Origin of the sequence: Pseudanabaena mucicola FACHB-723 (genome assembly GCF_014696385.1) — a bacterium.
Lineage (GTDB): Bacteria > Cyanobacteriota > Cyanobacteriia > Pseudanabaenales > Pseudanabaenaceae > Pseudanabaena.
The window spans coordinates 1-11,285 of the sequence record NZ_JACJQB010000065.1; the positions used below are offsets into that span (position 1 = coordinate 1).

Below are 11,285 nucleotides of genomic sequence, written 5' to 3' on the forward strand. Positions count from 1 at the left end.
GTGGGTGAAGGGGCTGCTACAGGGGCTGCCTCTGGTGGTGCAGTTGGAGGACTAACTGGCTTGCTAGTAGGTTTGGGACTTGTTGCCATTCCTGGAGTTGGCCCCGTGATGTTGGCTGGTGCGGCAGCTACAGCTTTGGCTACAACTCTCACTGGTGGTGCGATCGGCGCAGCCGCAGGTAGTCTCGTAGGCGGATTGGTTGGTTTGGGTATTCCCAAAGACCGTGCCAAGATCTATAGCGATCGCGTAGAGCAAGGAGACTACTTGGTAATGGTAGACGGCACGGATCAAGAGATTCGCCAAGCTGAAACGATTTTCCAACGTTACGGCATCCATGAATGGGGTATTTACAATTCTGAAAATACTTCCACGACAACAGGTAATGTCTCTTTGAGATAAGTAACTGTCTCACCAATTAAAAGCAATTTCCCAAAAGATTGCATCGCAATCTTTTGGGAAATTACGATGCTACATGAACCCTAAACAGACTGTACTAAATTGAGGAATTCTTGCTATGAATAAAAAAATTGCTTCACTACTACTGACTAGTTCTCTTATGGTTACAGTAGTATCTTGCACCGATGCACGAACTACTTCTGAAGCTCCTGCACCTAATGTAAACTACAGTACTAGTAGCCCTACCGCCTCACCCCAAAACACTCAAGCGGCTGTAGATGATGCTCAAGATGAAACTCGCAAGAGGCAGTTGGAATCTGACATTCGGGCGCGTGAGCAACGCAATGATGCAACGGGTGACTCAACAAATCGACCAGATACTGATCTGGCTAGTGAAGTTCGGAGCAAATTGGAAGCGAATATCCCTAAAGGGAACTTAACTATAGAATCCAAAGATGCCAATATTGTCGTCTCAGGAACCGTTCCTTTGCTAGATGATCTTACTAAAATCAAAAGTTTGGCAATGGAAATCAAGGGTGTGAAGACTGTCACTATTAAAGCAACTGTTGCTTCTTAATGGCTCTCATTAACATTTGAGAAGTATTCATGCTAAGTAGACATTTATGGTCGTTCTGCAACATGATATCCATCATCGGCATGGAATTCTATTGAGAAGTCATCCGATTGACTAGACAACAATTATTTGGAGAACTACTATGCAGACTAATACACCACAAGCTGAAGCCGCAGAAGCTATGCAGCGCAATGCTTGGATTTCAGGATTTACACCACAAGCTGAACTCTGGAACGGTCGTCTTGCGATGATTGGATTTGTCTCAGCGATCGTGATCGAACTATTTACACATCAAGGTGTTCTCCATTTTTGGGGAATTCTTTCGTCAGGTGTAATTCCAGTTTCATAAACTTGCCATTGGGTTTTGAAGTGAGGGCGTGGCTTCGCCACGTCCTCACAAACTCCTGCTATTACAGTTTATAATCAATCAACGATAATGTGTCACATTTGTTGGAAGATTCAATGAATTTGAGGCAAAAAATCATATCTAGTGATCAACAGACCAAGGACAATATCATGAATCACAATGGATTTAGAAAAGCGAATTGTCTTTCTCTCTAAATGCTTAGTCCTCGTTCTCAAAGTTACATGTTTTCATTCAATCTACCGAAACGCAAACAAGTCTGTGGTGACCTCAAAGTGATTTATGCTGCTGCGACGGAATCGGAGGCGGAGTTTAACCTCGACCTCGAACTCTCTAAGTTAGACCACTATCACCCCAATGAGAAAAATCTAACATCAACTTGAAAGAGCTAGAGCGAGGCTGAGGGGGAAAACCTCGCACCAGAAAATCAATAGCTTTGCCACCGCGGTCTAATGTTTCCAATCACCCGTCACAATAACCTTGAACTCTACCCGATAACCTATCAGCAGTCGGTGTAAATTGGGGTTTTAGCTGGCTGGCGTGTACTTATTATCTATCAAAGCAGAAAATTGATTGAAACTACTCGAACTCAATACAGATGTATTCTTCATTCATGCTTCTACCTCACTAAATGGTGAGCAAATATCTATCAAGCAACCATTCGGATCAACAGTTAAGAATCGACGCTGCCCATAAAATTCGTTTCTTAGTTCCTGAACTATGCGAAGCCCCATAGATATAGCCTTCTCGTAGACCAGATCAACTTCGGGAACCTCAAAAGTTACATACATACCTGAGGGATCGGCTTGATATTCTTGTGGAACTAAATGATGACTACGAAGAATGATTCCAAACTCTAGTTCTTCATTAGACGGACTACGAAGTTGAACATACCAATCACTATCGTAGCTTACATCACAGCCAAGCAAATTTACATAAAAATCTCGGCTTTCAACAAGTCGGTCAGAGCAAATGTTTGTAAGAATGCGGCTAAAACTCATGAGTTTTCCTAATCATTGGTTTAGTCAAGCTAACTATGTATTAGACAGAAAGATTCTGTCTAATTTAACTATAGGAGATATAGGCTGAAAGTCAAGATTCTGCCTAACCATCTTATACGACATGTTATGGCATTGGTGAGCTAATTTGGAATTGGTTCGGAAACGTCCATTTCATAGCGATAAAAAAGATGTAAATACATCGATCAAAATTTATCTGACCAGTGCCTTTAAGGAAAGTCTTTACTCACGCAAAGAAACAGAAATGCTAAAGTTAAAGGTGTTAAAGTAGCTAAAGCTTTGCCACGACATACCCTGTAATTGCCATGTTTAAATATATTGCTGAAGTCATGTATTTTGTTTCAGATCGTCGTGTTGCTGCTGCATGGTATTCAAAGCTGTTTGACACCGAGATTACATGCTTAGAAGACCCAGAACACTTCTTCATACGCATCGGCAATCAAGATGTGTGGTTTCATGACGCGGATATTAAAGTACCATCAGGAGCAGCAGGACATGTTGCCTATTGGCAAGTTACAGACTTTGATGCCGTGCTTGAACTAGCAATAAAACTGGGCGCACAACTCTATCGAGGTCCACTAGATCGGGAAGATGGAACTTACATGTGTCAGGTAAAGGATCTAGATGGAAATCTCATTGGTTTCATCGGTCCAAGGTATAGCGTCAAAAGCGAAAAAGAATAAACGATACCCCTTTTTGTGAAGAGATTGGAGAGGAATGCTATATAAATCGGGAGATTAAGGCGTACAATACGCTTAAACAATACAGAGTTTTGTCTAACCATGGAAACCAAACCACCACTGCCTCCCTTTGACCTAGAAACTGCCAAAATTAAAGTGCAAGCGGCGGAAGATGCTTGGAATAGTCGAGATCCAGAGCGAGTTGCCCTTGCTTATACCGAAGACTCGGAGTGGCGCAATAGAAATGAGTTTTTTAGTGGGCGGACTGCCATCAGAGAATTTCTCAAACGTAAATGGGCAAAAGAACTCGATTACCGTTTAAAAAAAGAACTCTGGTGCTTTATGGACAACCGCATTGCGGTGAGATTTGAGTATGAATGGCACGATGAGGCTGGTTCTTGGTATCGAGCCTATGGTAATGAAAATTGGGAATTTGCGAACAATGGGCTAATGATGCGACGGTTTGCCAGCATTAATGATTTGCTGATTCAAGAGTCTGAACGCAAGTTTCGATGGGAACGCACCTAATTGGCACATACCCTTCTTACAAATTGTGATCGCAAAACTATTTCGTTACTAAATTTGTAACCGTGAAAGATATCAAGATTACTTAGCGTAAATTGAAGGTAATAGGAACTTGAGGCTTTTATATGTTTACCTCATCAAGACTGCGAATCTTAGCAATTGGTGCTGTACTAGTTGGTGGAACTTTTATTGCTGGTTATGCCCGTGGCAATGACTCATCAGCAATTTCCAATCATCTAAGTGATGAGAATATTTCAGGTAAACCAGAGACAATAGCCTCAGTACCGCCAATAATTTACACCTCTGAAAAATCACCCGTATCGATCGCCATCAATCAAAATGGCAAGATTCGCCGTGCCGATGCCAGAGGCTATATCAATGTCGGTATTCGCGAAACCTATAAAATTGAAATTAACTCGCCTAGCTATGCCAGTGCCGTTAGCGTAAAAATTGATGGTGTTTCGATCATCGACGGCTTGATCTGCGATCGCAGTGTCACCTTAGAAAGACCCTATGCGATCGCCAAGCAATTTATCGTTTTAGAAGAAGGTAATCTCGGACTAGATCGAGATGGCGGAGTCAATAACCCCGATCTCGGTTTAATCGAAGTCAAATTTGTGCCAATCAAACGCCGATCTCAGATCGCCCTAGATACTTTACGAAAAGCTCCCAATGCGCCCGCATCATCTCAAGCTAGAGAGGAAGATTCTAAATCGGTAGCAGGTGCAAATCGAGGTGTAGCCGTTGGTACTGGATTAAGCGGAACTTCTGCACAGGATTTTGTGGCTACGAATGAATGGGTAGAAGCCCCAGAAATTGCACCAACATACACAAAAAAATATCGCTTAGTTGGATTTCGGGCATCAGATCCTGTCACCCTTCACAACATGAATCAAAAGAGACAGCCAGATATTTCTGATGCAGTACCTCCTAGACTTTAATGTGAGGAAATTTCCACTAGAATTATGCGATCGCAAAAAGAATCACAAATAAACCAAGCGCTCTCCGAAAATAATTCACCCCATCAAACTGTAATTCCTAAGTTTCCAAGCTGAATCGTTAACCGTTACAAAATGCGATCGCAAATGGATCGGATAGCGTGACATTGCTATGCTATTTGACAAATCTCCCTACATGAATGTCATGGCAAACCTTATTGAGTCAATAAAGCAGTCAGAGTCAATTCAGGTTTTAGCCCGCAGATTTGTCACTTATCTTGTCTTGTCAGCAATTTTTATACTACTAGGGCTGGGAATAGGCGTTATTGGTTATCACTGGTTTGCTGGGTTAAGTTGGGTAGATTCCTTGGTTGAAGCTGCCATGATTCTGAGTGGCATGGGACCAATTAGCCCATTACCAAATATCAACGCTAAGATTTTTGCCTCTACCTATGCCCTTTTTAGTGGTTTAGTCTTTGTCCTAGCCATGGGGATCGTTTTATCACCCGTTGTCTATAGTTTGCTAAGGCATTTTGATGTCAATAAGGAAGCTTAACTACTATAAACTGCGATCGGGATCTGATAGCGCCCAGAGTTTTTACATAGTGTAATCAGGAGCCGCCCCATGATTATCTTGAAGAGTATTTTAGTTTGGCTAGTGTTTATCCTTGCCGAAAGTCTAAATGGAACTGCACGAATATTCTGGTTAATCCCATTACTGGGGGAAAGTCTTGCCCATCAAATCTCATTTGCGATTGGCTCTTTGTTGATTGTGACAATCGCCACGTTATTCATACGTTGGCTTCAAGTTAGTAAATTTATGCAATTACTGAGTATTGGTTTAATTTGGCTATTGCTGACAGTGTTGTTTGAGATCGGGTTGGGAAGATTTGTATTGGCTTATTCATGGGAACAAATTGCTGCTGACTATAATTTGCTACAGGGTGGCTTAATGCCCATTGGTTTAGTATTACTAGTGTTATCCCCATTTATCGCTGCAAAAATTCGGAGGGTGTCACTCCAAATTTCAAGCTGAGGGTTTAATGATGCTGAACCGCAGGCAAATTGTTTTAACGTGAGTTCGACGAACTAAAAGATGGCAGGAGGAAGAGCAGGCAAGCCTTTAGGCTGAAGATCTAAAGCAGGTTTAGTTTCGCGATAGGTATAGGCAACTAAGCCCGCAAGAAGATTAACGAGGAAATTGAAAAAACCGCGATGTCTTGAATGCTCAATCTGAGAAATGTTTTTGAGTTGGTCATTGACGGACTCAATAATTGCGCGTTTGCGAAGCAGAATTTTGTCAATCAACTTGACCAGACAGTTTTTCATATTTTTCTTGCGCTTGGTAATCAGTTGCAAACCTTGTTCATAGAGCTTCTCAAACAACTTTTGGGAGATATAACCACGGTCACCAAACAATTGACCAAAGAGGTCTTGAGCCATCTCAGGCACAGGTTCACGGTCATCGACATTGGCTGGTGTGAGTTTGAAAGCAAGCAATTCCCCCTTGTCATTAATAATCAAATGTAGTTTGAAACCAAAGTGCCATCCGACTGAGTTTTTGCCCCAATTGACCATTCCTTTAAATACTTTGTGAGCATGGGCGCGGCAAGGGACACAGACATTTATTGGCGTGGAGTCAGTGAATGTCTGTGTCCCTTCTCCTTTACGGGTATGTAGAAAGCAACATAAAAACATCATTGTCCAAGGCATTAGCTCGCCAAACCGGGTGTAGCTTACTAAGTGCGGAAAAGCTTTTCGCCAAAACGGTATTACAGTTAGGGGATAGAACTCTTTGAAGGTTTTATATCCTGACCCATGAAAGGCGATCGCTATCGTCATCACTTCACTCAGTCTCATTCTGGAACGACTTTTTCTTTCTCCTATCATTGATGGCAACATTGGTTGCTCTTCCCAGTGTTTTTCAAAACTTTGGCAAAAATCATCTACTTCACAGAAGATTTGCGTGATATCTAAGTGCGATACGATATTGTTCATATTGCTGAGACCTTTTTTGCTTCAAACCTAGTCTCAGCTTTTCTTTTGCTTGTGTCTACTCCGTCGAACTCACGTTGTTTTAGTGTTGGTAATTGTGTGTTCTTCCTATTCCTCTCTATAAATCCTAGACTTTACACATCTCACTTTACACTCTCGCAGCAAAACTGTTGCCCGCTTCTTTTTTCTAGGTTAGCCAATAACATTTTTTGAGAAAGTTCCAATCTAAAATACATTGCCCTTAATACTGCATCACGATCGCAAAATTGTAGGTTTACGATAGGCATCGCTTTGCGCTGACCATCATAAATTACTGATTGCTAAGCCAAGTTTGATGCAGCTAATATGTGATTTTTATATGCAATGGTTTAAATTCAATTGGCTGAGTATCAAGTCGAAACTAATTGTCATGTTATTGACGGTTAGCAGTAGTTCCATTGTGGTGACTGCCTATCTGGGCTATCAAAGTGGCAAGTCCAATTTGACCGATCGCGCTTTTAATCAGCTAACCAGTGTGCGTGCTTCTAAGGCTTATCAAATTGAGTCCTATTTCAAAACGATTCGCAATCATATTCAAACCCTCAGTAACGATCCTTCCGTGGGCTTAGCTTTAACAGAATTTACTAATGCCTATCGTCAGCTTGACACTGTGACGCTGCCAGCCGATGCTTCCGCCAAGATTAATAGCTACTACCAAAATGAATTTCTACCTAAATTAGCGAAAACAGAGCAAGGTTCTCCCGTTCTCAATTCCTTTTTGCCAGAATCAATCGCCAGTAATTATCTACAATATCACTACATCGCCGCCAATAGTAATGCGATCGGCAAAAAACATCTCTTAGACAAAGCCAATGATGGCAGTGAATACAGCCGCCTTCACGATCGCTATCATCCTATCTTTCGGAATATCATTGAGAAGTTTGGCTATTACGATCTATTTCTGATCGATCCTGAAGGTCGAATCGTTTATACCGTTTACAAAGAGACGGATTTTGCCACTAGTTTAACTATTGGTGCGTATAACGATAGCAACTTGGCGCGATTGTTTGCATCGGTGCGGCGATCGAAGGAACGCGATTATGCGAGAATTGTTGATTTTGAATCCTATGCCCCTTCCTATGGTGCGCCTGCTGCCTTTATTGCGGCTCCTATTTATATTCAAACTAATGGACAATCTAAATTTATTGGTGTTCTAGCGATTCAGGTTCCAGCCGATGAGATTAATAATGTGATGACGGGGAATCGTAAATGGGAAAGTGATGGCTTAGGCAAAAGTGGTGAGACATATTTAGTCGGGCAGGATTATCTGATGCGATCAATTTCGCGCTTTTTAGTGGAAACTCCAGAGGAATATCTGCAAACCCTCGCCGCCTTGGGCGTAAATAAGGAAACAATTAATCGGATTCGTCAATATAAGACCTCAATTTTAGAACAGAAGGTGCGGACTTTGGCGGCTGAGGAGGCGATTACAGGTAAGCAAGGGATTAAAACTGTGCGGGATTATCGCGATATTCCTGTCTTAAGTTCCTATGCTCCCTTACAAATAGAAGGATTGAATTGGGCGATTTTATCGGAAATAGATTTAGCGGAAGCCTATGCACCAATCTATGATTTTGAGCGTCAGCTATTAATCTCGGCGACTTTGTTAATGTTGTTTGTGATTCTGTTGGCAATGGCGATGGCTTCAGTATTTGTGAAACCGATTAATCAATTGATTGACAGTGCGCGGAAGGTTGCCTCTGGTCAATTAGATGCGATCGCCGCATTAGAAACTCAAGATGAGTTTGGCGAATTAGCCCAGTCTTTTAATGCGATGGTGTTGAGTTTGCGCGATCAAACCAATTTAGTTGAGGAAAAAAATCGCGAGAATGAGCAGTTATTGCTGAGCATTTTTCCTGCGGCGATCGCTAAACGGCTCAAACAGGGCGAAAAGAATATTGCTGAAAGTGTTTCTAATGTGACGGTGCTATTTTCCGATTTGACGGGCTTCTCGAAACTATCTGATTCTCTTACGGCTTACGAAATCGTGAGTATTCTCAATGATATTGTTACCATCTTTGATGAAACATCGGAACGCTATGGCATGGAAAAGATTAAAACCATCGGTGATAGCTATATGGCGGTGTGTGGGCTGTCGGTTCCCTATCTCGACCATGATAAACGGGCGATCGATTTTGGTTTAGAGATGCAAGCGATCGTGCGGCGATTCAGTCAAGAACGGAATTTGCAATTGAACATTAGCTTAGGCATTAACTCGGGCGACATTGTGGCAGGTATTGTCGGACGTAATAAATTTATTTACGATGTGTGGGGCGACACGATTAATATCGCCAGTGCGCTGAAATCCTCTTGCCCTGAAGGTGCAATTTTAGTCTCCAATGAAATTTATAACCGTTTAAGCGATCTCTATGAATTCATTCCGATCGCCTCGAAGGTGGAGAATGGCAAAAATATTTTAAAAGCATGGCAAATAAAGCCCAAATAGTAAGTGTTGCGATGCTTCACCTTGCACCACTAATTTTATTAAATTCGCGAAATCCCTATGCAAACTAGCTCTAATCATCTCTTTATTTGGGCGATCGCCTTAATTGTCGGACTAGCGATCGCTGTTATTATTCTTGGCGAAATTATCTATCGCTTGCAACATCGCCGACGTCCCCTTGCTGCAACCTTACAGGTCGTGCGGAACCTTGTCTTACCGATGTTTGCCTTCATGCTATTTGTGCAGTATGTTCTGCAACGTCCTGCGAGTGATGATCTGGTGAAGAGTGTGCAAACTCTCTTTTGGATTTGCGTACTCCACGCGGCACTTTCATTGCTGAATGCGGTAATTTTTGAGCAAGCGAAGGCAGACACGTGGCGAGCGAGAGTTCCCAAATTATTAATCGACTTATTTCGCCTGTTTTTAGTACTACTTGGCACAGCGATCGTCCTTGCGACGGTTTGGAATGCCGACTTAGCGGGATTAGTTACGGCACTGGGCGTGAGTTCGATCGTCATCGGTTTAGCACTTCAGGATACTCTCGGTAGCGTCATGTCAGGCATTGCGCTTCTGTTTGAAAGACCCTTTTCCGTTGGTGATTGGCTGAAGGTGGGCGACATTCAAGGACAGGTGATTGATATTAATTGGCGAGCCGTGCGCCTGATTACCTTTGAGCGTGAGATGGTGATTATTCCCCATAAACTGATGGGCAATGAAATTATCCGTAACTTCAGTCGTCCCCAATCTCTCCATGCTGAAAGGATTCGCGTCGGCTTTTCCTATAACGATCCGCCTAACCTTGCTAAACACGTTCTCCACAATACCGCCCTAGAAACCCAAGGTATTCTCAAAGATCCTGATCCGCAGATTTTTACAATTTCCTACGATGATTCCGCGATTACCTATGAGGTGAAATTTTTTATTGCTGACTATAGTGAATTAGAAGAAATCCGCGATCGCTTTATGAGTCGGCTGTGGTATGCCGCCCAGCGTAATAGTCTGACGATTCCCTTTCCCATTCGTACCCTCTATCATTTTCATGGACCTACCTCACGCGCCGAGGGAACTTCCAAAAAGTTTACCGAAAGTCTGCAATCGCTACCTTCGTTTGTACCATTGGATAAGTCCAATAATACCGATGTCCCTGCTACAGGTATATCTTTACAGCACTTTGGCTCAGGCGAAAAGGTGATTAAGCAAGGCAATGAGAATAATTCGCTTTACATCGTGGTTTCAGGTAGTGCGATGATGACGGTACGAGATAGCACAGGTTGCGATCGCGAAATGCTAACGATAAAGATGGGTGAGTTCTTTGGAGAAATGACTCTATTTTCAGGGGAAGTCAGCCCCATTTCCGTGACAGCGATCGATGATCTCGAAGTGATGATGATTTCGGCAAGTGCCGTCAATCAAATGATCGATCGCCAACCCAATTTTGCCCGTGAAATTAGTCAAATTCTGGAGACTCGCCGCCGAGTTGTGAGTTCTATAATACTGTGAAGACTCCCATCACTAAGTCTGTAAACGTTTATAGTGTAAGCTTCTCAGCTAATCCTGCTATTGCATTAGAAACACAATGAGCTTTAATCACGGTGCACCCCACCGCAATGTTTTTAATATTAACTGATGTTACGTGGAAGGAACAAGGAGTAAAGTAAAGATAGGGTCAGAAATGGGTAAACAGATATGGACAGAAAATTCTTAGACCTATACTCAGATTACCTAATCAGTAGTTTTGAGAAAGTAACGGCAACAGGACTATCCGAGTTACTAGAGGGAGAACTGAGCCATGACCAAATTACAAGTCGGTTGAGACAATGTACAGGAGCGTCAGTTGAATTATGGCAACTGGTGAAACCGACAATCCGCAAGTATGAAAGCGAAGAAGGGGTATTAATTTTTGATGACACTCTGGAACCAAAACCATACAGCGATGAAAACACAATCGTCGGATGGTACTTTGACCATAGTCATAACCGCAGTATCAAAGGCATAAACATCCTCAACTGCATCTACCACAACCAAGACATCAGCTTACCCGTCGCTTATGAAATTGTACACAAGTCGAAAGAAGTAACCGACCCCAAAACAGGTAAGGTCAAATTCGTATCTGAGGAAAGTAAAAATGAGATGATGCGAAAGATGCTCCATGTCTGCTGCCAGAATCGCTTGAAGTTTAGTTATGTATTGACAGATAGTTGGTTCAGCAGCAAAGAAAATATGCAATACATTAAACAACGAGTCAAAAAAGACTTCATCATGGCTGTGAAGGGTAATCGTTTAGCCATCTGTGCAGACGACAAAAGTCAGGG

At 42.4% G+C, this 11,285-nt stretch carries 14 protein-coding genes and 1 pseudogene; 12 read left to right on the forward strand and 3 right to left on the reverse strand.

The window, feature by feature from the left end:
- The 3 genes from H6F41_RS17625 to H6F41_RS17635 all read left to right on the forward strand — a co-directional run.
- The coding region (locus H6F41_RS17625) for a signal transduction histidine kinase (STHK), LytS (RefSeq protein WP_190404773.1) at positions 1 to 399 on the forward strand (399 nt) is incomplete at its 5' end.
- 115 nt (positions 400 to 514) lie between these two features.
- Positions 515 to 973 carry a BON domain-containing protein gene (locus tag H6F41_RS17630; RefSeq protein ID WP_190404774.1) on the forward strand — a complete coding sequence of 153 codons (459 nt, stop codon included), beginning with the start codon at positions 515 to 517 and terminating at the stop codon, positions 971 to 973.
- A gap of 139 nt (positions 974 to 1,112) precedes the next feature.
- The gene (locus H6F41_RS17635; RefSeq protein WP_190404775.1) at positions 1,113 to 1,319 is read left to right on the forward strand and encodes a chlorophyll a/b-binding protein; all 207 of its coding nucleotides are present in this window, start codon (positions 1,113 to 1,115) and stop codon (positions 1,317 to 1,319) included.
- A gap of 110 nt (positions 1,320 to 1,429) precedes the next feature.
- On the opposite strand, the pseudogene H6F41_RS19430 reads toward H6F41_RS17635, so the two are convergent.
- Positions 1,430 to 1,564: pseudogene (locus H6F41_RS19430) on the reverse strand (IS1 family transposase); the annotation flags it as partial.
- On the opposite strand from H6F41_RS19430, the gene H6F41_RS17645 reads away from it, so the two are divergent.
- On the forward strand, positions 1,559 to 1,717 hold the full coding sequence (locus H6F41_RS17645) for a hypothetical protein (protein WP_190404777.1): 159 nt from the start codon (positions 1,559 to 1,561) through the stop codon (positions 1,715 to 1,717). The pseudogene H6F41_RS19430 and the gene H6F41_RS17645 overlap by 6 nt on opposite strands.
- 228 nt (positions 1,718 to 1,945) lie before the next feature.
- On the opposite strand, the gene H6F41_RS17650 is transcribed toward H6F41_RS17645, so the two are convergent.
- Positions 1,946 to 2,335: a VOC family protein gene (locus tag H6F41_RS17650; protein WP_190404778.1), complete on the reverse strand. Its 390-nt coding sequence runs from the start codon at positions 2,333 to 2,335 to the stop codon at positions 1,946 to 1,948.
- A gap of 347 nt (positions 2,336 to 2,682) precedes the next feature.
- Between H6F41_RS17650 and H6F41_RS17655 the strand changes: the two genes are divergently transcribed.
- From H6F41_RS17655 to H6F41_RS17675, 5 genes are all read left to right on the forward strand, one after another.
- Positions 2,683 to 3,036: a VOC family protein gene (locus H6F41_RS17655; RefSeq protein ID WP_242023104.1), complete on the forward strand. Its 354-nt coding sequence runs from the start codon at positions 2,683 to 2,685 to the stop codon at positions 3,034 to 3,036.
- Positions 3,037 to 3,135: 99 nt separating this feature from the next.
- Positions 3,136 to 3,561, forward strand: a complete 426-nt coding sequence (locus H6F41_RS17660) for a nuclear transport factor 2 family protein (RefSeq protein WP_190404780.1) — start codon at positions 3,136 to 3,138, stop codon at positions 3,559 to 3,561.
- Between the two features lie 122 nt (positions 3,562 to 3,683).
- Positions 3,684 to 4,499, forward strand: coding sequence for a hypothetical protein (locus tag H6F41_RS17665; protein WP_190404781.1), 816 nt, complete (start codon positions 3,684 to 3,686; stop codon positions 4,497 to 4,499).
- Positions 4,500 to 4,668: 169 nt separating this feature from the next.
- Complete coding sequence (locus H6F41_RS17670) at positions 4,669 to 5,052, forward strand: hypothetical protein (protein ID WP_199288830.1); 384 nt, start codon at positions 4,669 to 4,671, stop codon at positions 5,050 to 5,052.
- Between the two features lie 69 nt (positions 5,053 to 5,121).
- Entirely contained in the window at positions 5,122 to 5,532 is a 411-nt protein-coding gene (locus H6F41_RS17675) for a hypothetical protein (RefSeq protein WP_190404326.1), read from the forward strand.
- A 53-nt stretch (positions 5,533 to 5,585) separates the two neighbouring features.
- On the opposite strand, the gene H6F41_RS17680 is transcribed toward H6F41_RS17675, so the two are convergent.
- The gene (locus H6F41_RS17680) at positions 5,586 to 6,494 is read right to left on the reverse strand and encodes an IS982 family transposase (RefSeq protein WP_190404782.1); all 909 of its coding nucleotides are present in this window, start codon (positions 6,492 to 6,494) and stop codon (positions 5,586 to 5,588) included.
- A 355-nt stretch (positions 6,495 to 6,849) separates the two neighbouring features.
- Between H6F41_RS17680 and H6F41_RS17685 the strand changes: the two genes are divergently transcribed.
- The 3 genes from H6F41_RS17685 to H6F41_RS17695 form a co-directional block, all read left to right on the forward strand.
- The gene (locus H6F41_RS17685; RefSeq protein WP_190404783.1) at positions 6,850 to 8,976 is read left to right on the forward strand and encodes an adenylate/guanylate cyclase domain-containing protein; all 2,127 of its coding nucleotides are present in this window, start codon (positions 6,850 to 6,852) and stop codon (positions 8,974 to 8,976) included.
- Between the two features lie 57 nt (positions 8,977 to 9,033).
- Positions 9,034 to 10,473, forward strand: a complete 1,440-nt coding sequence (locus H6F41_RS17690; RefSeq protein WP_190404784.1) for a mechanosensitive ion channel family protein — start codon at positions 9,034 to 9,036, stop codon at positions 10,471 to 10,473.
- Positions 10,474 to 10,659: 186 nt separating this feature from the next.
- Positions 10,660 to 11,285: transposase (locus H6F41_RS17695; RefSeq protein WP_190404785.1), on the forward strand; the 626-nt coding region annotated here is incomplete at its 3' end.

Bases quoted from the DNA above. Each gene is read 5' to 3' on its own strand.
- H6F41_RS17660 (WP_190404780.1), top strand. From the start codon at position 3,136: ATGGAAACCAAACCACCACTGCCTCCCTTTGACCTAGAAACTGCCAAA.
- H6F41_RS17685 (WP_190404783.1), top strand. From the start codon at position 6,850: ATGCAATGGTTTAAATTCAATTGGCTGAGTATCAAGTCGAAACTAATT.
- H6F41_RS17650 (WP_190404778.1), bottom strand. From the start codon at position 2,335: ATGAGTTTTAGCCGCATTCTTACAAACATTTGCTCTGACCGACTTGTT.
- H6F41_RS17635 (WP_190404775.1), top strand. From the start codon at position 1,113: ATGCAGACTAATACACCACAAGCTGAAGCCGCAGAAGCTATGCAGCGC.
- H6F41_RS17630 (WP_190404774.1), top strand. From the start codon at position 515: ATGAATAAAAAAATTGCTTCACTACTACTGACTAGTTCTCTTATGGTT.
- H6F41_RS17670 (WP_199288830.1), top strand. From the start codon at position 4,669: ATGCTATTTGACAAATCTCCCTACATGAATGTCATGGCAAACCTTATT.
- H6F41_RS17655 (WP_242023104.1), top strand. From the start codon at position 2,683: ATGTATTTTGTTTCAGATCGTCGTGTTGCTGCTGCATGGTATTCAAAG.
- H6F41_RS17675 (WP_190404326.1), top strand. From the start codon at position 5,122: ATGATTATCTTGAAGAGTATTTTAGTTTGGCTAGTGTTTATCCTTGCC.
- H6F41_RS17690 (WP_190404784.1), top strand. From the start codon at position 9,034: ATGCAAACTAGCTCTAATCATCTCTTTATTTGGGCGATCGCCTTAATT.
- H6F41_RS17645 (WP_190404777.1), top strand. From the start codon at position 1,559: ATGTTTTCATTCAATCTACCGAAACGCAAACAAGTCTGTGGTGACCTC.
- H6F41_RS17665 (WP_190404781.1), top strand. From the start codon at position 3,684: ATGTTTACCTCATCAAGACTGCGAATCTTAGCAATTGGTGCTGTACTA.
- H6F41_RS17680 (WP_190404782.1), bottom strand. From the start codon at position 6,494: ATGAACAATATCGTATCGCACTTAGATATCACGCAAATCTTCTGTGAA.